Here is a 19749-nt window from a genome sequence, read left to right on the forward strand (position 1 = left end):
GGCGTGCGCATTTGAGAGCCACCGCGCCTGATCGCGGTCGGTCCTGTCTGGAGGACGATGGTCCCACCGGAACGGGTGGCCTATAAATACGCCGGTAAAGCGGCGACTCAAGGGTTGATAGGCTACACGGGAAGCCAGACCGCAATGCACCATAGCGACTCAACGTGCCAAGGCCGCGCCGCGATCACGATCCGGCTTCATCGGTGCGGCAGCCGTCGATGGCGATTTGGAAAAGGCAGCGGCAGACGGACGGCCGGTGAGTGACGAAGTCCCGGTCATCTTCGCCCGGCACGATCAGCGGACCTGCCGCTTCTCCAGCTTGCGGGCTAGCGTGCGGCGGTGCATGCCGAGGCGGCGGGCGGCTTCGGAGATGTTGAACTCGCTGTCGATCAGCGTCTGGTGGATGCGTTCCCACTCCAGCGTCTTGATCGAGGTCGGCTGACTCGCCAGCGCGATGTCGGCATTGCCTTCGGCCTTGCGGAACGCGGCCTCGATGTCGTCGGTGTTGGACGGCTTGGCCAGGTAATGACAGGCGCCGAGCTTGATCGCCTCGACAGCGGTGGCGATGCTGGCGAAACCGGTGAGAACCACGATCAGCATCTCCGGATCCTGCGCGTGCAGCAGCTCGACGCAGGCCAGACCCGACGCAACGCCGAGCTTGAGATCGACCACCGCATAGCCGAACGACCGCTCTTCGAGCGCCTCTCGCACCTCTTCGATGGTGAAGGCATGCACCACCGTATAGCCGCGGCGCTCGAACGAGCGTTTCAGCGTTTTGGCGAAGCCGGAATCGTCCTCGACGATCAGTAGCGAGCGATCTTCGGCATCGAAGCGTTGGTCGGCGTGCTGTTCGGTATCAGTCAAAATTCTGTCCGATCGCGAGAGTCGAAAGTGGCAGGATCAATTTAACCTTGGCGCCGCGGTTGCGGAGGTTCTCGGCGGTCATCGAGCCGCCGAGCTTACGCACCACGTTCATCACCAGGAACAGGCCGAGCCCGCCGCCGGCCCGCCCCTTGCTCGACTGATACGGCTTGCCGAGCTGTGCCAGCATCTCCTTGGAGAAGCCGGGACCGCGGTCGCTGATCGACAGCACGAGATTATCGCCGTCGCGCTCGGCCAACAGTTCGATCCAGTAGCGCGACACTTCGAACGCGTTGTCGAGGACGTTGAACACCGCCTGCTTCAGCGTCACGTCGGAGACGATCGGCAGATCCTCGCCGAAGGCGTTGACCACATGCAATGTGGTGCGACTGCGGGCGTTGCGCCACTCCTCGGCCAGCGCTTCGAGGAATTCCGCCACGGTGGTCGGCGACGAGCCTTCACCGCGCGCCTCGCCCGCCGACACCAGAATGCCGGTCACGATCGACTGGCACCGCTTCAGAGCCGTCTCCATCTCGGCGAGATCTTCAGCCAGCTCGCGATTACTGGTCAGCGCCGGCATCCGGCGCCAGTCGCTGAGGATCACCGAGACCGACGCCAGCGGCGTGCCGAGTTCATGCGCGGCGCCTGACGCCAAGAGGCCCATGCGGACGATGTGGTCCTGCTCGGCGGCGTGCTGGCGCAGCGAGGCGAGATGCGCGTCGCGGTCGCGTAGGTTGCGATGAATGCGGGTGACGAGCACCACCAGCAGCACCGCGTTCAGCGCGAATCCGAGCAGCATGCCGCCGACCCGCAGGTTCACCGGGTCGCCGGCCCATTCCGGCAGCGCCAGCGGCCGCGACGCTTCGGTCAGCCAGATGATCGCGGTGAACACCACGGCGACCAGAGACCAGCTCGAGCGGCTGTCGAGCAGCACGGCGCCGAGCGTCACCTGCAGCAGATACAGCGAGGTAAATGGATTGGTGACGCCGCCGCTGAGATACAGCTGCGCGGTCAGCGCGATCACGTCGAGGATCAGCGCGATCAGCAGGTCGTGGTTGCTGATCGCGAAACGGTAGCGCATCCACATCAGGCTGGCGATGTTGAGCGCGATCAGCCCGAGGATGACGAGCCCCATCGGCGCCACCGGCAGCGGCGCACCCAGCCACAGATGCACCGCCGCAATGGTGACGATCTGACCGACCACCGCGGTCCAGCGCAGCTGGATCAGCAGCGACATGTTCTTGCGGTCGGTTTCGTCGTCGGGTGTCGAGGTGCCGAGCGGGGCCAGGGCTTCGTCGCTGGACCGTGCTGTGATCGACGCGGACGGATCGTCGGCCCGGGTCCGCCAACCTGTCTTGTCGTCAGCGATGCTCGGCGATCGGTCCAGCATTTGATCCTGTCGAAAGGGCGGATCGCGCCCCGACGCCGGATTGGCGCCTGGCGCGTGCCCCTCGCAGATATTCGCCCGCAAAGCCCACAACAAGCCAGCCGGCCAGCATAAAGGCCAGGCAAAACCACGTGAGCGCATAGGTCAGATGGTTGTTGGGGAACTGCACCACCGTCAGGCCGCCGATTGGCTGACCGGCTACATTGAGCGAGGCATCGGCATCGACAAAGAAGGGCGCGGCATCACCGAGGCCGCGCGCAGCCGCAATCGCCTGCACGTCCCGCGAGTACCAGCGATCCTCGGCTGGATCATTGTGTCGCAGGAAGCCGCCGCGCGGTTCGCTGATGCGCAGCAGGCCGGTCACCGTCACCGGCTCATCCGGCTCGCCGGCCCGGCGCGATGCGCGGTCGCGCCGCTCGGGCGGGATGAAGCCGCGGTTGACCAAGACTGTGCGGCCATCCGCGAGCAGGAGCGGCGTGATGACCCAGAAGCCGCCGCCGGCTTCAGTGACGGCCGTCGTCAGCGTTTCGCGATCGAGCTGGAACTGGCCGGTCGCGGTGACGCGGCGATATTCGTCGTTGGCGGCCGTGAGCGTCGGCCAAGCCGCTTCGGCCGGCAGCGGCGCGGGCGCGGCGTGGATGCGGGCGTCGACGCGGTCGATCAGCGCCAGCTTCCAGGCCCGCCGCTCGATCTGCCAGACGCCGAGGGCGATCAGCAGGACGACGCCGAGCAGCGCCGGGATCGTCAGCCATAGCGACGGGCGGCGCGCAGGATCATTGCCCCGCGCGGGCGCATCGCCGGGGCTTGCGATCCCCGGCTCCGTCACTTCGGCGGCACCATGTTGTGCACCGGCATCATGTTGGTGACGAGGTGGTGCATCACCCACAGCGATCCGGCGAGCGCGATCACCACCATGACGATGGTGAAGATCAGCGCCATCATGGTCCAGCCCTGCTCGGACGAGGTGTTCATGTGCAGGAAGTAGATCATGTGCACGACGATCTGCACCGCCGCGAATGCCATGATGATGAGGCCGGTGATCGACTTGTCGGCGATCGCGCCGCTCATCACCAGCCAAAATGGAATCGCGGTCAGCACCACCGACAGGCCGAAGCCGATCAGATAGCTCTTCAGCGAGCCGTGCGCATGCGCGTCGGGATGGCCGTGGTGGTCCTCGCCGTGGGCGTCGACGGGCGGATTGTTGATGCTCATCGCAGCACTCCCAAGAGATACACGAAGGTGAAGACGCCGATCCAGACCACGTCGAGGAAGTGCCAGAACATGCTGAGGCACATCAGGCGGCGGCGATTGGCCTCGATCAGCCCCTTGCGGGCGACCTGGGTCATCAACGTCACCAGCCAGATGATGCCGAAGGTGACGTGCAGACCGTGGGTGCCGACCAGCGTGAAGAATGACGACAGGAAGGCGCTGCGCTGCGGCGTCGCGCCTTCATGGATCATGTGATGGAACTCGTAGAGTTCGATGCTGAGGAAGGCGAGGCCGAACAGGCCGGTGATCGCCAGCCACATCTGGGTGGCGCCGACCTGGCGCTTCTCCATGGTCAGCATGGCGAAGCCGTAGGTGATCGACGACAGCAGCAGCATCGCGGTGTTGAGCGCGACCAGCTTGAGGTCGAACAGATCCTTCGGCGCCGGGCCGGCCGCGTAGTTGCTGCCGAGCACGCCATAGGTGGCGAACAGGATCGCGAAGATCAGGCAGTCGCTCATCAGGTACAGCCAGAACCCGAGCATGGTGCTCGAGCCTTCCGGATGGGCGTGTTCGTCGACGACGTGGAAGACCAGATCGGCGTCCTTTGGATTGGCGACGGCGACACTCATCACTTGGCTCCCGCAGCGAGCAGACGGGTCCGCTCTTCTTCGACCCGCACCACGTCCTCAACCGGGATGTGGTAGTCGCGGTGATAGTTGAAGGTGTGGCCGATCGCGACCGCCAGCAGCGCGATGAACGCCAGCGCCGCCAGCCACCAGATGTACCAGATCAGGCCGAACCCGACGACGGTGGCAAGACCCGCGAGGATGATGCCGGTGCCGGTGTTGCTCGGCATATGGATCGGCTTGAAGCCGCTGAGCGGGCGCTTGTAGCCGGCGCGCTTCATCTCCCACCACGCGTCGGTGTTGTGCACCATCGGGGTGAAGGCGAAGTTGTAGTCCGGCGGCGGCGACGACGTCGCCCACTCCAGGGTGCGGGCGTTCCACGGATCGCCGGTGACGTCCCGCAGTTGCTCGCGGCGCAGCACGCTGACGGCGATCTGGATCAGGAAGGCCGCGATGCCGATCGCGATCAGGCCGGCGCCGATCGCGGCCAGGACGAACCAGATCTGCAGGCTCTGATCGTCGAACACGCGCAGCCGGCGGGTCACGCCCATCAGGCCGAGCACGTAGAGCGGCATGAAGGCGAGATAGAAGCCGACCACCCAGCTCCAGAACGAGATCTTGCCCCAGAATGGATCGAGCTTGAAGCCGAACGCCTTGGGGAACCAGTAGACGATGCCGGCGAACGCGCCGAACACCACGCCGCCGATGATCACGTTGTGGAAGTGCGCGACCAGAAACAGGCTGTTGTGCAGCACGAAGTCGGCCGGCGGCACCGCCAGTAGCACGCCGGTCATGCCGCCGATCACGAAGGTCAGCATGAAGGCGATGGTCCACATCATCGGCAGTTCGAACCGGATGCGGCCGCGATACATCGTGAACAGCCAGTTGAACATCTTCGCGCCCGTCGGGATCGAGATGATCATCGTGGTGATGCCGAAGAACGAGTTGACGCTGGCGCCCGAGCCCATCGTGAAGAAGTGGTGCAGCCACACCAGATACGACAGGATGGTGATGACGACCGTGGCGTAGACCATCGAGGTGTAGCCGAACAGCCGCTTGCCCGAGAACGTCGCGGTGACTTCCGAGAAGATGCCGAACGCCGGCAGGATCAGGATGTAGACTTCAGGATGGCCCCAGATCCAGATCAGGTTCACGTACATCATCGGGTTGCCGCCGAAGTCGTTCGTGAAGAAGTTGGTGCCGACATAGCGGTCGAGCGACAGCAGCGCCAGCACCACGGTCAGCACCGGGAAGGACGCGACGATCAGCACGTTGGTGCACAGCGATGTCCAGGTGAAGATCGGCATGCGCATCATCGTCATGCCGGGCGCCCGCATCTTGACGATGGTGCAGATCAGGTTGACGCCCGATAACGTCGTGCCGACGCCGGCGACCTGCAGGGCCCATATGTAGTAATCGACCCCGACATCTGGGCTGTACCCGATATTCGACAGCGGCGGATAGGCCAGCCAGCCGGTGCGGGCGAACTCGCCGACAAACAGCGAGATCATCACCAGCACGGCGCCGCCGACCGTCATCCAGAAGCTGAAATTGTTGAGGAACGGGAACGACACGTCGCGGGCGCCGATCTGCAGCGGCACGACGTAGTTCATCAGGCCGGTGACCAGCGGCATCGCCACGAAGAAGATCATGATCACGCCGTGGGCGGTGAACACCTGATCGTAGTGATGCGCGTTGAGATAGCCCTCGGAGCCGCCGAACGCCATCGCTTGCTGCAGCCGCATCATGATGGCGTCGGCGAAGCCGCGCAGCAGCATGACGATGCCGAGGATCATGTACATGATGCCGATGCGCTTGTGGTCCACGGTGGTGAACCACTCGCGCCACAGATAGCCCCACAGCTTGAAATAGGTGAGGCCGGCAACCAGCGCGGCGCCGCCGCAGGCGACGGCCACGAAGGTGAGCACGACGATCGGTTCGTGGAGAGGCAGCGAATCCAGCGACAGCCGGCCAAAGATCGCTTTGACGATATCGAAATTGGAGAACATGCGATCCCTCAGGATTGGGACTTCGACGTGGAGCCGAACAGGAGCGAGGTAGAGGAGCCGAGCGGCGCCAGCGACGGCCGCTTCAGTCCGGCGCCGAGCAGCGGCGTGGATTCACGGACCTGAGCAGTGGCGCGGCCTTGCGGTTCTTCCGGGGTGCAGATGCCGGCCACGAAGGACGGCTGCGGCCCGAGCGTCGTGCCGCGGCGGGCGTATTTGTCGTAAGCCAGCGGCAGGGTGTTGTTGAGGCCGGCCATGCCGGAGCCGCCGCGGGCGTCGATCGCCATCATCTCGCTCATGCACATCTTGCCGGTGTCGACGCACATATTGAGGATGGCGCGGAACAGGTCGCCGTCGACGGTGCCGAACATCCGCGGCTTCTCGTTGCTGCTCGGACGCTCGAGCTGCAGATATTCCGGGCGGCCAAGCTTGTCCGGGCTGGCCTTGGCGCGGGCGATCCACTGGTCGAAGCCGGCGTCATCGAGGCCATGGAAGGCGAAGTGCATGCCGGAGAAGCCGGCGCCGCTGTAGTTCGCCGACAGGCCGCGATAGTTGCCGGCGTGGTTGATCACCGCGTGCAGCTTGGTCTCCATGCCGGGCATGGCGTAGATCATGCCGGCGAGCGCCGGGACGTAGAACGAGTTCATCACCGAGGACGAGGTGATGCGGAAATTGATCGGCCGATCGACCGGCGCGGCCATCTCGTTGAGCGAGGCGATGCCGTATTCCGGATAGATGAACAGCCACTTCCAATCGAGCGCCACGACGTTGACCTCGAGCGGCGCCTTGTCGCGATCGATCGGGCGGTTGGCGGCGATCCGGTCGAGCGACCGATAGGGATCGAGCAGATGGGTGCCCATCCAGGTGATCGCGCCGAGGCAGATGATGATCAGCAGCGGTGCCGACCAGATCACCAGCTCGAGGCCGGTCGAATGATCCCAGTCCGGATCGTATTTGGCGGCGTCGTTGTTATGTCGATAGCGCCAGGCAAACCACACCGTCAGCGCCATCACCGGCAGCACGATCAGCAGCATCAGGACGGTCGACACGATGATCAGATCGCGCTGCTGGGCCGCCACATCGCCGGCCGGCGCCATCACCACAAAGTTGCAGCCGCTCAAGAGTACGGCCAGGGGTAGAAGCAGCAGGAACTTTAGTCGTGACACGCGATCCGCCCTTTGAGAATGAGAATATCTCGCAGGGACACGAGCTAGCTGCGGCGCAACAATCCGGACATTGGACAATTTGTCCAATGTTGCGGTGCGGGATCAGCAATCAAACAAGGCTGCGATCGCTTTTAAAAGTGAGAAGCGCTAGCAACATTTTCCTTCGACATTTCAATGGCAGAGGCGATGACGGACACCACCACAGCGGGAACCACGACGGCGGGGCTTGGCTCGGATCCGGCACACAAGCATGCCAACCCGAACGATATCGCCATCGGCGTCATCATCGGCCGGACGGCCGAGTTCTTCGACTTCTTCGTGTATGCCATCGCGTCGGTGATCGTGTTCCCGCGTCTGGTATTCCCGTTCGCTAGCGAGCTGAACGGCACCCTGTATTCGTTCGCGATCTTCGCGATCGCCTTCATCGCCCGGCCGTTCGGCTCGGTGATCTTCATGGCAATCGACCGCACCTACGGCAAAAGCGCCAAGCTGATCAGCGCGATGCTGCTGCTCGGCACCGCCACCGTGGCGATCGCGTTCCTGCCCGGCTATTACGAGATCGGCGCGGCTTCGATCTGGCTGCTGGCGCTGGCCCGCGCCGCGCAGGGTCTGGCCTGGGGCGGCGCCTGGGACGGCCTCGCCTCGCTGCTGGCGCTGAATGCCCCAAAAGAGCAGCGCGGCTGGTACGCCATGATCCCGCAGCTCGGCGCGCCGCTCGGCCTGATCGTCGCTTCGGCGCTGTTCGCCTATTTCGCCGGGCACCTGTCGTCCGAGGACTTCTTCGGCTGGGGCTGGCGCTACCCGTTCTTCGTCGCCTTCGCCATCAACGTGGTGGCGCTGTTCGCCCGGCTGCGCATGGTGGTGACGCCGGAATATTCCTCGCTGTTCGAAAGCCGCGAGTTGCAGCCCGGCCGCGTCAGCAACACGATCCGTCACGAAGGCCGCAATATCGTGATCGGCGCCTTCGCGCCGCTGGCCAGCTTCGCACTGTTCCACATGGTGACGGTGTTCCCGCTGTCCTGGGTGTTCCTGTTCACCCGCGAAAGCCCGGTGCGCTTCCTGATCATCGAAGCGATCGGCGCCGCGGTCTGCGTGCTGGCGATCATCGCGTCGGGCTATCTGGCGGACCGCATCGGCCGCAAGCCGCTGCTGATCGGCTCGGCGGTGGCGATCGCAGTGTTCAGCGGCTTCGCGCCGCAACTGCTCGACGCCGGCGCGGTCGGCGAGTCGGTCTACATGATGCTCGGCTTCGTGCTGCTCGGCCTGTCGTTCGGCCAATCGTCCGGCGCGATCGCCTCGAGCTTCCGCATGGCCTATCGCTACACCGCCTCGGCGCTGACCGCCGACTTGGCGTGGCTGTTCGGCGCCGGCTTCGCGCCGCTCGCCGCGCTGCTGCTCGCCACCGATTTCGGCCTGCTCGCCTCGGGTGCCTATCTGCTGTCGGGCGCCGTGGTCACCGTGCTGGCGCTGTGGATCAGCGGCCTGCGCGAATCGGAAGAGTATCGCTAGGCGCAACGCTCCGTCGCGAGTTCATGATCAAAGCGGTCCGCGGCAGCGCGGGCCGCTTTTTTCATGCCACATCTTTAGAGTTCGATCAGGTCGACCTGATGGTCCGGCAGCGCCGCGGCGAGTTCGGCGACGTGGCGGTGATGGGTGAACAGGATCATCTGGCGCTGCCGGCCGGCTTCGGCCAGCAGGCGCAGCGTCGCCAGGGTGCGGCGCTCGTCGAAGCTGGCGAGCAGATCGTCACCGATGAACGGCAACGTTTCCGACGCGCGGCGTTCAAGCAGCGCAAGCCGCAGCGCCAAGAACAGCTGATCGCGCGTGCCCTCGCTCAGTCCTGACAGCGGTACGCGTTCGCCCGACGCGCGGCGCGCCACCAGCGTCGGCTCGTCCTCATCGCCGTAATCGATCCCCAACCCGGCGAATGCCTCCGCCGTCGCCAGCGCGAACAGCTCACCGGCGCGCGCCACCATCGGGTCCTGCACCTTGGCGCGGTGCAGTTCGACAACGCGGCGGGCCAGCATCGCCGCCGCCGACTTGAGCAGCCAGTCTTCAGCAACCGACAGCAGCTCGGCGCCCGCCTCGCGGCGCCGGCTCGCCGCGCCGGCAGCGTCGCGTCCCTTGGTCAGCGCGTCGACTTCACGCTGGCGCTGATGATGGGCCACGGTGGCGTCGCCGATATCCTTGACCAGCTGCGATTGGAGTTCGGTCGCGCTGGCGATGTCGGCCTGCAGCCGGTCGAGATCGATGCCCTCGCGCTCCTGGCGCAGCGCGGTCTCGTCCTGACCATCGGCGATTTCCAACAGATGCCGACGCAGCTCGGCTTGCTCGGACTGCAACTGCAGCCGGTCGGCGAACCGCGACAGCAACTCCGGCACCGCCGTGAGTTCGGCGCTGAGGATGTCGCTGGCACGCTGCAGCGCGTCGGTGCTTGCTGAAAGCTGCGCGACCAGGGCACCGCGGCGGATCGCGCGCTTCGCGGCGTTGTCATGTAGACGCCGGCACGCCTCGCTGCCGCGGCGGGCCTCGTCGAGCCGCTCGGCGAGGCGCGGCACCGCCTCCTGCGCCGCAAGGCTGCTCAGATCCGGCGCGACACGCGCCGCCAGGTCGGCAACATCGCTGTCGAACTCTTGCAGATCCGCCGTGATGGTATCGACGCTGCGGCTCTCACGATCGAGATTGGCGCGCGGCACCCCGACCGAACTCCACACCGCGAGCGCAGCCTCGGCTTGCGCCGGCGATGCCTCGCCTGGAAGCCCGATCGCCTGCATCGTCTGCGGCCAATGCTGCCGCAGATCCCCAAGGGTGCGCTCGCAGCTCTCGCGCGCTGCATCGGCTTCGGCGAGATCGCGATCGAGCCGCTCCCTGGCGACCTGACGCGCCTTCGCGTCGCTCCACGCCGTGACCAGCTGGTCGAACCGTCCCTTGGCTTCGCGATACAGCACGCCTGCGGGCGCCTTCGGATCGGCCGGGCGGCCGACGCTGTCGAGAAAGCCGATGATCGCCGCTTTGCCGTCGCTCAGCGCCATCGTCTGGGCGTCAATCGCCGCCCGCTGCAGATCGCATTTGTCCAGTCGGCCGATGATGTCGTCGAGCCGGTCGCGCCAGCGCAGCATGTCGGGCGCGGCCACCGGTTGCAGCCCCGATGCGGTCCAGACTTTCGCCCAGCGTTGCGCGATGTCCGCCAGTCCCTGCTGCAGGCTCGCCCGCTTCGTGGTGATGCGCTCGCGTTCGCTGCGGGTCTCTGCGATCCGCCGCTGCGCGTCCTGGTGCCGGGTGGCGCGTTCGGTGTCGGTCAGCAGTGAATCGGTAATGCCGTCGATCGCTCGCGAGGCCTCGGCGACGCCGTCGAACCGCTGCCGGCGTTCGTCGCGATCGCCGTCGAGACCATCGTAGAGCGCCCCCAGGCGATCGTCGCGCAGCCGTCGGGCTGCGATCAAATCGTCCTTGGTCGGCACCGCGCCGGCGCTCGACAGCCGCGCCAGCTCGGCGTCGGAGGCGGCGATCGCATCGTCGAGTTTCGCTATCTCCGCATCAAGCCGCTTCAGCTCGGTTTCGCTGAGCTCGAAAGCGGCGGCGAATTTGGTGATTGTCGCGCGGTCGGGCACCGGCAGCGCGCGTACTCGCTCCAGCGCGCCTGGCGCTGGATCGAGCGCAGCGACCGCATAACCGATCGCCTCCAGCTCCACCGCCAGCGCGGCGCGGTCGCGGCGCAGCCGCTCCTCCTGCGCCGGGATGTCGCCGAGCGCCTCGAAGCGCTGGCGTAGTGGTTCGAGATCGACGAGATGCGGATCGTCGCCGGTCGCAGCTTGGGCGTCGCGTTCGCGCTTTGCCCGCTCGCGCCGGCCTTCGATCTCGGCCAACTCCTTCGTGGCGCTTCGCATCCTCTCGAGCCGGTCGCGTGCCTCGGCGAGCGCCGGATCGGTCGGCAGCGCGGTGAGCAGCTCGACATGCGACGGAAGGCCGAGCTTGCGGGCGCAGTCGTCCAGCGTGGCCTCGGCGCTGGCGCGGTCGTGGCGCCGCCGCGGCAGGTCGGACGCCGCCTTGCGCACCGCGCCGAGCCGCTCGCGCAACGCCTCGATCGTGCCGGCTTCGGCGAGCAGCGCCTCGTCGACATGGATCGTCGCGATCTCGGCCGCATCCGCAGCCGCGGCGGCGTCGAGCGCCGCGATCTCGGCCTCGCGCGCGGTCTTGCTGTCGAGCGCCGTGCGCCATTCCGTGAGGTTTTCTTCGGTCACCTGCGGCAGATCTGCGAGCTCTGCCAGCTCGGCCTCAATCCGGTCGAGGCGAGCCAGCGGCGACCGAACGCGTAGCGTGCGCTGCCAGCGCGCCAGTGTGCTGCCGCAGGCGGCGTGCTCCGCCTTCAGCTTTTCCAGCTCGGCGGCGGCCTGCTCGACCGCGCCCTGCAATTGCCGCAGCATGTCTTTGGTGACGATGGCGTCGCGTAGCTCCTTGTCGGCCGCGTCACGGCGCTCGGCCGCCAGGTAGAACGGCTTGCTGGCGGATTTGCGCGGCGTGAACAGGTCGTCGGCCTGCTGCTGCAGCCGGTCCTTGATGCGCGACAGCTCGGCCATGCCGGCCGAACTCGCCGCCAATGTCTCGGCCAAACGCCCGCCGGCGCCGAGCAATTCGTCGCCGCCGGCGCGCAGCGCCTGCGCGGTCATGCCGAATTCGCGGTTGAAACTGCTGCGCGTGACGTCGCCGAGCAGCGCCGCCAGATGATCGTCCGGCAGCGGCTGATCGGCGGCATCGAGCAGCGTGTTCTTGTTGCCCTTGCGCCGGCGCGCGGTGATCAAGCGGCCATCGGAATGGCGAAAGCTGCCGCCGAGCCGCAGCAGCTTGCTGTCGTGCTTGAAGTCGTAGTCGGTGCGCGGGGCGAAGCCGAACAGCAGATCGCCGATCGCCGTCAGCGCCGAGGTCTTGCCGGCCTCGTTGGCGCCGAGCACGATGTGCAGTGACGCCTGCGGGGCGAACGGCACGATCCGGTCGGTGAAGATGCCGTAGCGCTCCAGCGCCAGCTGTTCGATTCTCACGACAGCTCTCCGGCCAGCAACGTCCGGGCATCGTCGGACAGCGTGCCGAGCAGTTCGGACGCGGCGAATTCGTCCTGCACGTCGCGTGGCAATTTGGCCTTGATGGTCTCGGCTAACTCTGCCAGCGCGGCCGCAAAGCCGGGATCCTGAGCGCCTTCGGCGAGCAAGGCGGCAACGTCGATGTCGTCCCCTTCAGGCCGCACGACAGTCTGCGCCGGCAGCGTCGTCTTGAGCTTGAGCTGCTCGATCCAGCAATCGGCGGCGAGATGCAGCGCGGCGGCGCGCAGATCGTCCTGCAGCGCCTCGCGGCGGACCAGCAGCCTGTTGTGCAGCGGCGTCGCGCCGGTCAGCGTGACGCGCACCGCGAGCGCACGGCCGTCACTCTGCGCATGCAGTTCGGCAAGCCGCTCGTTCACCACGGACGACACTTGCGTCTCGTCCGCGACGCCGGTGATATCGATCGTCAGATGCGCCCAACGCGCGCTATCCAGCGCCAGCGGCGTGACGTCGACGATGCGGCCGTCCTCGACGGTGACGCGCATCGCGCCTTTAGCGCCGGTCTCGCGAACGCTGCGGCCTTGAAGATTGCCCGGAAACACGATCCACGGGTCGCGGTGAATGATCTCGGCGGCGTGGACATGGCCGAGCGCCCAGTAATCGTAGCCGAAGCGCTTGAGGTCATCGACGCTGCACGGCGCGTAGCCCTCGTGGCCGCGCGTGCCGTCGAGCGAGGTATGCAGCACACCGATATTCAGCCAGCCGTCGCGGCGCGCCGGATAGCTCGCGACGAAATCCGCGTTGACGCGATCCGCAAAGCTGCGGCCGTGCAGCGCCACGCGGAAGCGGTCGAGTTCGACCGTCGTGGCTTTGGTCGGAAACACCTTGACGCTCTCGGGATAAGGCAGATCGCGTGACATCAGGCTATCGGCGTCGTGATTTCCCCTGGTGATGAACACCGGAATCCCGGCGCGATGCAGCGCCCCGATGGCGCCGACGAAGAACAGCCCGGTGGTGACGTCCTTCCAGTCGCCGTCGAAAATGTCGCCGGCGATGATCAGGAAGGCGGCGTTGCTGGCAATCGCTTCGTCGACCAGCGCCTGCACGGCCTTGCGTCCCGCTTCGGCAAAGCGCTGCGCCACATCCTCGTTCTTGGCGCGCAGCCCTGCCAGCGGACTGTCGATGTGCAGATCAGCAGCATGAATGAAGGTGAAGCGCATGGCGAGATCATCTGAGGATTGGGGGCCGACCGGGACGCACAGCAACCAGCTGGCGATCGATTCCCGGCACGCCCGACATCCTTAGAATTCAATCTGCGCTTGCGATCAAGCCTGCGATCTCGCGTCGATCGGTGCCTGCCCGGCCCCCGCTTGCAACGGCTGCGGATCGGGCCCGATGGGAGCGCCCGATCCGCCTATGCGCTTGTCGAGACGCAGCCGCTCAGCGCGGCGCCATCCGGATGGCGCCGTCGAGGCGGACGTCTTCGCCGTTGAAGTAGCCGTTGGTGATCATCAGAAGCGCCAGCTGGGCATACTCGTCCGGCATGCCGAGCCGCTTCGGGAACGGCACCGAGGCGCTCAGCGCCGCCTTGACGTTCTCCGGCGCGCCCTGCAGCAGCGGCGTGTTGAAGATGCCGGGCAGGATGGTGTTGACGCGGATGCCTTCGCTCATCAGATCGCGCGCGATCGGCAGCGTCATGCCGACGACGCCGGCCTTCGAAGCCGAATAGGCCGCCTGCCCCATCTGGCCGTCTTCGGCCGCCACCGACGCGGTGTTGACGATCGCGCCGCGCTCGCCGTCGTCCAGCGCCGGCAGCGACAGCATGCCCTTGGCCGACTTGGCGATGCAGCGGAACGTGCCGACCAGATTGATCTGGATGATGCGGTTGAACGCGTCGATCGGGAAATGCGTCGGCTCGCCGGTCTTCTTGTCGCGGCCGGCGGTCTTCACCGCATTGCCGGTGCCGGCGCAATTGACCAGGATGCGCTCCTGCTGATGCGCCGCGCGCGCCTTGGCGAAAGCCGCATCGACCTGCTCGTCGGAGGTGACGTCGACCTTGCAGAATACGCCGCCGATCTCCTTGGCGACCGCTTCGCCCTTCTCGTCGTTGAAGTCGAAGATCGCGACCTTGACGCCTTGCGCCGCCAGTGCCCGCGCTGTCGCCGCGCCAAGGCCGGACGCGCCGCCGGTGACGACCGCCGCAACGGAGGAATCGAGTTTCATCAGTGTTTCTCCCTTGTTGATTTTCTTATCAGAGGCAGACGAAGGCACAGCGCTTCGTCTGCGGACGAGGTCGCTCGGACTACGCTGATAGGCCGTGCTGCTTCAGCCGCCCGATAGCCTGATCGGCGAGATCGAGTTGCTCGCCGATGCGGCGCCGCAGATTATCCAGATCGACGCCCTCGGCGCTCTTCTGCCCCGCCATGTAGCGCGCATAGACGCCGTGAACGATCGCGGCGCTCTTCCAGCGGTTGAAGCCGACGTAGTAATCGAGCTTCGACAAATCCCGCCCGGTGCGCGACGCATAGCGATCTGCCAGCATGGTGCGGGTCGGAAAGCCCGGTACCGCAGTCGGCGCTTCGCCCCATTCTCGATCGCGGTCGCTGGGATCGGGAAACTGGTTCAGCGCGTAAGCGAGGTCGGCGAGGGGATCGCCCAGTGTGGAGATCTCCCAGTCGACCACCGCGACGATGCTGTGGTCCGGCCCGGTCAGCGTGTTGTGCAGGCCGTAGTCGCCGTGCACGATCCGCGCCGGACCTTGATCCGGTAGCTGCGCGAGCAGGAATTCGCGCAGACTGTGGGCGCGCGGATCGTCGAATTTCGCCGGCTCGATCGACGCCGTCCAGGACTGATACCAGGTCTTGAGCTGGCGGCCGACGTAGCTGTCCTTCTTGCCGAGATCGCCGAGACCGACCGTGTCCGGGTCGACCTCATGCAGATCGGCCAGCACGTCGATGAACGAATGCGCCAGCTTTTCGCGCTGCGATTCCGGCACCAGGCGGCGCGTATCGTCGGCGCTGTAGAGCGGCCGGCCGTCGACGTGGCCCATGATGTAGAACCGCGCACCGGTCACTTCTGTATCGTCGCAGAAGCCGAGCGCGGCCGGGACCGGCACCGCGGTTGGACCGAGCGCGCTGATCAGCGCCCATTCGCGCTGCATGTCGTGCGCCTTGGGCAGCAGCTCGCCGAGCGGCGGCCGGCGGATCACTGCCTTGCGGCCACCGGCGTCTTCAATCAGATAGGTCAGATTGGAGTGACCGCCTTGCAGCCGCGTCCACTGCAGCGGCGGCTCCAGCACCGGGACGTTGGTGCGGATCCAGGCCTCCACGGCCGGGATGTCGTAGCCTGCAATCGGTTCGGTGGTCTTCATGCCGCCTTGCTCCTCGATTGATCGCGAAGGCGCAGTTTGACTGGAGTCGACGCATTCGTCCGAGCCAGTCGGCGCTACCCGCTGCCTGCGTCTTGCGGCTCGCCAGGTGGCTTGTCAACTGACGAGCCGCCTGAACGCATCGGCTGCTCGGCCGGGCGGCGCTGCGAGTCGGCACTACGCAATCGTGGATTTCCGCAAGACGGGATCAGGGCATACCGACGCCGCCAAGACGTGGCGAGAGGACGCGTGATGCAACGCACACACCTGCGATCGGCAGCGACAGATCACACGTCCGGAAGGCCCGGGAGGATCTTGTCCGGCGTCATCGGAAAGCTGCGCACGCGAACGCCGCAGGCGTGATAGATCGCGTTGCAGATCGCGCCCGCCGCACCGCAGATTCCCAGCTCGCCGACACCCTTGGCCTGCAGCGGACTCGCCGCCGGATCGCGCTCGTCGAGTAGTTCGACATCGAGATGCGGCACGTCGAGATTGACCGGGATGTGATACTCGCCGAAGTCCGGATTGACGATGTGGCCGAAGCGCTTGTCGAACACTAAGTCCTCGCCGAGCGCGCTGCCGATGCCCCAGACCATGCCGCCCATGCATTGCGAGGTGGCCGTCTTGGCGTTGAGCACACGGCCGCACCCGAAGGTGCCGCCGAAACGGCGAAGGCGGGTTTCGCCCGTATAGGCATTGACGGCGACTTCGACGAAGAACGCCCCATACATCGCGGTGGCGAAGGATTCGCTCACCTTGCCGCTCTTGAAGTGGCCGACCTGCTCCAAGGCTTCGCCGGCGAGCAACTCCGTGAAGGCGATGCGCCGGTTTCCGGTTTCGGCGAATCCGTCTTTAAGCTTGAGCTGATCCTCGGCGCAGCCGAGCCGCTCGGCGATCTGCATGCGGATCGCTTCGCAAGCCTCGAACACGGCCGACCCGGTCGACGGCGCGCCCCAGCTGCCGCCCGAACCCGAGCCCGGCGGAAACTGCGTATCACCGAGCCGCACCTCGACGTCGCGCGGATCGAGCCCGAGCATCTCGCCGGCGATCTGGCCGAGCACCGTATAGGTGCCGGTGCCGATGTCGGTCATGTCGGAGGCAACTTCGGCGGTGCCGTCCGGGCGCAGCGTCACCCGCGCCTGCGCTTCATTGAGATTGTGGACACGTGCGGCGCTCGCCATGCCGGTCCCGATCCACCACTCCCCCTCGCGCCGCATGCACGGCCGACGATCGGCGCCGTTCCAGCCGAAGCGCTTCGCGCCGGCTTTCAGGCACTCCGTGAGCTTGCGCGAACTATACGGAATATCCTCGCTCGGATGGCGATCCGGGATGTTGCGCAGCCGCAGCTCGACCGGATCGATGCCGATGGCGTTGGCGAGTTCATCCATCGCGGATTCAAGCGCCTGCATGCCGACCGCCTCGCCGGGCGCACGCACCGAGCCCGCCGTCATCAGATTGATCCGCGTCAGATCGACGCGAAGGCTGCGATCCTTGCCGGGATAGAGAAATTCGCTGGCCTGGGTCACCGGCTCGGCGAACTCCTCCTCCGGCAGATTGGACACGCGCGCCTCGTGGCCGAAGCCCATCAGCCGGCCATCGGCATCGGCGGCAAGCCGCAGCCGCTGCGTCGTCTCTGAGCGGCGCATCACGCATTGGAAGACCTGCTGGCGCAGCATCACGACGCGCACCGGCCGCTTCAGCGTCATCGCCGCCACCGCCGCCGCGACGCCCTCGGGGCTGATACCAAGCTTCGAGCCGAATCCGCCGCCCACATAAGGCGACAGCAGCCGAACCTTGTCGGGCGACAGCCCGATCGCGTCGGCGAGCTCCTTGATGTTGTAGCGCAGCATCTGCAGGCTGGAATGCAGCGTCAGGGTCGCGCCGTCCCACTGCGCGATGCTGGCGTGCGGCTCCATCGGCGCGCTGTTGTGGCCCTCTGTGGTGTAGGTGACATCAACCGCGTGCGCGGCGGTGCTCATCGCGTGCTCGAGATCGCCCTGTCGCACCGGCTCGCCGAATACCTCGACCGGCGCGTCGCTGTCGTGCGGATCGAGCAGGCCGTCATCGTCCTCGCGATACGCGACCCGCAGATGCTTGGCTGCATGGCGGGCCTGTTCGAACGTCTCAGCCACGACCAATGCGATCGGCTGACCGCGATAAGCTACCTGACGCACATTGCGGATCGGCGACTTGCCGGCGCCGCCCTGCGCGGGCCGGGCGATCATGCGGTCGTCGCTGATCACCGCGATGACACCCGGCAGCGACAGCACCGAGCCCTCGTCGATCGCCGTGACCTCGCCCTTGGCGATGGCCGCGGTGACCAGCACGCCCTCGACGCAGCCATCGATCGTGTATTCGGCCGCGTATTTGGCGGTGCCGGTGGTCTTGGCCGGGCCGTCCGGGCGATCCAGCGGCTTGCCGATCACGCCCTGCACCATCGCATCGAGCCGGTTGCGATCGTCCGGCTTGTCCATCGTCAGCATGCGAGTCATGCGGCAGCTCCCGTGGCTTCGCGCAGCACCGCCTTGAGGGTTCGCCGGGCAAGCGGAATTTTGAAATCATTGGCGCCGTAACCGGTGGCGCCTTCGAGCAGCAAATCGGCGGCTTGATCGATCAGCGCGTCGGACGGCAGCTTGCCGCGCACCAGATCGTCGATCCGCGGATCGTGCCACGGCTTGTGCGCCAGGCTGCCGAACGCCAGCGAGGCGTCCGCGATCTTGTCGCCCTCCATCCGGACCACCGCGGCGATGGACACCAGCGCGAAGGCATAAGACGAGCGGTCACGCACCTTGCGATAGATCTGGCGGCCGCCCCGCGGCGGCGGCAGCAGCACCGCGGTGATCACTTCGCCCGGCTCGAGCACATTGTCTTTATCGGGTGTGTCGCCCGGCAGCCGATGGAAGCCGCGGACCGGCACGCTGCGCTTGCGGCCGTCCGGCTTGGCGATTTCGACGACCGCGTTCAGCGCCGCCAGCGCCACCGCCATGTCGCCCGGATAGGTGGCGATGCATTGATCGCTGGCGCCGAGAACCGCGTGGATCCGGTTGAACCCGCCGATCGCCGAACAGCCGCTCCCCGGCTGGCGTTTGTTGCACGGCGTCTCGATATTGTAGAAGTAGTTGCAGCGCGTGCGCTGACACAGATTGCCGCCGGTGGTCGCCTTGTTGCGCAGCTGAAACGTCGCGCCTGCCAGGATCGCGCGCGACAGCACCGGGTAGTCGCGGCGCACGCGCTCGTCCGCGGCGCAGACGCTGTTGCTGACCAGCGCGCCGATCCGCAAGCCATCGCCCTCGGCCTCGATGCCGCCGAGCGGTAGCCGATTGATATCGACCAGTTCGCTCGGGGTTTCGATCTCGAGCTTCATCAAATCGAGCAGATTGGTGCCGCCGGCAATCGCGCGCCCGCCATCGCGCAGCAGCAGCGCGGCGCGTTCGAGCCCGTGAGCCTGGGTGTATTCGAACGGCCTCATCGTCCCGCCTCCTTCACCTCGGTGATGGCGTCGACAATGTTCGAATAGGCGCCGCAGCGACACAGATTGCCGCTCATGCGTTCGCGGATCTCGTCCGCGGTCAGGCTGACCTCAGCCGACAGATCGTCGGTGACGAAGCTCGGCCATCCCATCGCGGCTTCCTGCAACATGCCGGCGGCCGAACAAATTTGGCCGGGGGTGCAGTAGCCGCATTGATAACCGTCATGTCGCACGAACGCCGATTGCAGCGGATGCATGTCGTCCGGCGTGCCCAGCCCCTCGATGGTGGTGACGCTGTCTCCATCGTGCATCACCGCGAGCGTCAGACACGAATTGATCCGCTGCCCGTTGATCAGCACCGTGCAGGCGCCGCACTGCCCGTGATCGCAGCCCTTCTTGGTGCCGGTGAGTCCGCAGTCACGGCGAAGGAAATCGAGCAGCGTGGTGCGCGGATCACCTGAGAAACTGTGCTCGGTTCCGTTGATCGTCAGCGGCATGGTGGAACTCCATAGGACCCCCGCTCAACGCCGCGCCGGCATAATGGTTCTAAAGTGATTGCGTGTAGCGCGCAAACGAATGGCGGCGCGCGCAAGATCAGATGGCATCAATTTCCGTCGCAAGCCGA

15 protein-coding genes are annotated in these 19749 nt (G+C 66.2%); 1 reads left to right on the forward strand and 14 read right to left on the reverse strand.

Translation table 11 applies throughout. From position 1 onward, the window contains the following. Window positions 1–294: 294 nt before the first annotated feature. From D4Q52_RS13370 to cyoA, 7 genes are read right to left on the reverse strand one after another with little or no spacing between them, the layout of a single operon-like run. Entirely contained in the window at window positions 295–864 is a 570-nt protein-coding gene (locus D4Q52_RS13370) for a response regulator transcription factor (protein ID WP_119857061.1), read from the reverse strand. After that, window positions 857–2251, reverse strand: a complete 1395-nt coding sequence (locus tag D4Q52_RS13375) for an ATP-binding protein (protein ID WP_119857062.1) — start codon at window positions 2249–2251, stop codon at window positions 857–859. Before D4Q52_RS13375 ends, D4Q52_RS13370 begins: the two co-directional genes overlap by 8 nt. Continuing rightward, a complete protein-coding gene (locus tag D4Q52_RS13380) occupies window positions 2223–3074 on the reverse strand; it encodes an SURF1 family protein (RefSeq protein ID WP_234831190.1) in 852 nt (283 codons plus the stop codon). Before D4Q52_RS13380 ends, D4Q52_RS13375 begins: the two co-directional genes overlap by 29 nt. Further along, window positions 3071–3460 (reverse strand): cytochrome o ubiquinol oxidase subunit IV, encoded by a 390-nt coding sequence (gene cyoD / locus D4Q52_RS13385; protein WP_119857063.1) that lies wholly within the window; start codon window positions 3458–3460, stop codon window positions 3071–3073. The genes D4Q52_RS13380 and cyoD overlap by 4 nt, the downstream gene beginning before the upstream one ends. Continuing rightward, window positions 3457–4086 carry a cytochrome o ubiquinol oxidase subunit III gene (gene cyoC / locus D4Q52_RS13390; RefSeq protein ID WP_119857064.1) on the reverse strand — a complete coding sequence of 210 codons (630 nt, stop codon included), beginning with the start codon at window positions 4084–4086 and terminating at the stop codon, window positions 3457–3459. Before cyoC ends, cyoD begins: the two co-directional genes overlap by 4 nt. After that, window positions 4086–6092 carry a cytochrome o ubiquinol oxidase subunit I gene (gene cyoB / locus D4Q52_RS13395; protein WP_119857065.1) on the reverse strand — a complete coding sequence of 669 codons (2007 nt, stop codon included), beginning with the start codon at window positions 6090–6092 and terminating at the stop codon, window positions 4086–4088. Before cyoB ends, cyoC begins: the two co-directional genes overlap by 1 nt. Before the next feature lie 8 nt (window positions 6093–6100). Next, a complete protein-coding gene (gene cyoA / locus D4Q52_RS13400; RefSeq protein WP_119857066.1) occupies window positions 6101–7255 on the reverse strand; it encodes a ubiquinol oxidase subunit II in 1155 nt (384 codons plus the stop codon). A 186-nt stretch (window positions 7256–7441) separates the two neighbouring features. Here cyoA and D4Q52_RS13405 point away from each other — a divergent pair, with 186 nt between their 5' ends. Further along, a complete protein-coding gene (locus D4Q52_RS13405; protein WP_119857125.1) occupies window positions 7442–8764 on the forward strand; it encodes an MFS transporter in 1323 nt (440 codons plus the stop codon). A 74-nt stretch (window positions 8765–8838) separates the two neighbouring features. On the opposite strand, the gene D4Q52_RS13410 is transcribed toward D4Q52_RS13405, so the two are convergent. The 7 genes from D4Q52_RS13410 to D4Q52_RS13440 form a co-directional block, all read right to left on the reverse strand. Then, window positions 8839–12291 (reverse strand): YhaN family protein, encoded by a 3453-nt coding sequence (locus tag D4Q52_RS13410; RefSeq protein WP_119857067.1) that lies wholly within the window; start codon window positions 12289–12291, stop codon window positions 8839–8841. Continuing rightward, the gene (locus D4Q52_RS13415; protein ID WP_119857068.1) at window positions 12288–13508 is read right to left on the reverse strand and encodes a metallophosphoesterase family protein; all 1221 of its coding nucleotides are present in this window, start codon (window positions 13506–13508) and stop codon (window positions 12288–12290) included. Before D4Q52_RS13415 ends, D4Q52_RS13410 begins: the two co-directional genes overlap by 4 nt. A gap of 220 nt (window positions 13509–13728) precedes the next feature. Next, window positions 13729–14511: an SDR family NAD(P)-dependent oxidoreductase gene (locus D4Q52_RS13420; RefSeq protein ID WP_119857069.1), complete on the reverse strand. Its 783-nt coding sequence runs from the start codon at window positions 14509–14511 to the stop codon at window positions 13729–13731. A gap of 79 nt (window positions 14512–14590) precedes the next feature. Next, window positions 14591–15658 carry a phosphotransferase family protein gene (locus tag D4Q52_RS13425; RefSeq protein WP_119857070.1) on the reverse strand — a complete coding sequence of 356 codons (1068 nt, stop codon included), beginning with the start codon at window positions 15656–15658 and terminating at the stop codon, window positions 14591–14593. Between the two features lie 284 nt (window positions 15659–15942). Beyond that, the gene (locus tag D4Q52_RS13430) at window positions 15943–18147 is read right to left on the reverse strand and encodes a xanthine dehydrogenase family protein molybdopterin-binding subunit (protein WP_119857071.1); all 2205 of its coding nucleotides are present in this window, start codon (window positions 18145–18147) and stop codon (window positions 15943–15945) included. Then, window positions 18144–19124, reverse strand: coding sequence for an FAD binding domain-containing protein (locus tag D4Q52_RS13435; protein WP_119857072.1), 981 nt, complete (start codon window positions 19122–19124; stop codon window positions 18144–18146). The genes D4Q52_RS13430 and D4Q52_RS13435 overlap by 4 nt, the downstream gene beginning before the upstream one ends. Then, window positions 19121–19621 carry a 2Fe-2S iron-sulfur cluster-binding protein gene (locus D4Q52_RS13440; RefSeq protein ID WP_119857073.1) on the reverse strand — a complete coding sequence of 167 codons (501 nt, stop codon included), beginning with the start codon at window positions 19619–19621 and terminating at the stop codon, window positions 19121–19123. Before D4Q52_RS13440 ends, D4Q52_RS13435 begins: the two co-directional genes overlap by 4 nt. Between the last annotated feature and the right edge of the window lie 128 nt (window positions 19622–19749).

It is taken from the genome of Rhodopseudomonas palustris (assembly GCF_003591005.1).
Classification (GTDB): Bacteria; Pseudomonadota; Alphaproteobacteria; order Rhizobiales; family Xanthobacteraceae; genus Rhodopseudomonas; species Rhodopseudomonas palustris_K.

Coding starts and splice junctions, on each gene's coding strand:
- cyoC (WP_119857064.1), bottom strand. CDS start 4,086: ATGAGTGTCGCCGTCGCCAATCCAAAGGACGCCGATCTGGTCTTCCAC.
- D4Q52_RS13405 (WP_119857125.1), top strand. CDS start 7,442: ATGACGGACACCACCACAGCGGGAACCACGACGGCGGGGCTTGGCTCG.
- D4Q52_RS13435 (WP_119857072.1), bottom strand. CDS start 19,124: ATGAGGCCGTTCGAATACACCCAGGCTCACGGGCTCGAACGCGCCGCG.
- D4Q52_RS13425 (WP_119857070.1), bottom strand. CDS start 15,658: ATGAAGACCACCGAACCGATTGCAGGCTACGACATCCCGGCCGTGGAG.
- D4Q52_RS13415 (WP_119857068.1), bottom strand. CDS start 13,508: ATGCGCTTCACCTTCATTCATGCTGCTGATCTGCACATCGACAGTCCG.
- D4Q52_RS13440 (WP_119857073.1), bottom strand. CDS start 19,621: ATGCCGCTGACGATCAACGGAACCGAGCACAGTTTCTCAGGTGATCCG.
- cyoD (WP_119857063.1), bottom strand. CDS start 3,460: ATGAGCATCAACAATCCGCCCGTCGACGCCCACGGCGAGGACCACCAC.
- cyoB (WP_119857065.1), bottom strand. CDS start 6,092: ATGTTCTCCAATTTCGATATCGTCAAAGCGATCTTTGGCCGGCTGTCG.
- D4Q52_RS13420 (WP_119857069.1), bottom strand. CDS start 14,511: ATGAAACTCGATTCCTCCGTTGCGGCGGTCGTCACCGGCGGCGCGTCC.
- D4Q52_RS13375 (WP_119857062.1), bottom strand. CDS start 2,251: ATGCTGGACCGATCGCCGAGCATCGCTGACGACAAGACAGGTTGGCGG.
- D4Q52_RS13430 (WP_119857071.1), bottom strand. CDS start 18,147: ATGACTCGCATGCTGACGATGGACAAGCCGGACGATCGCAACCGGCTC.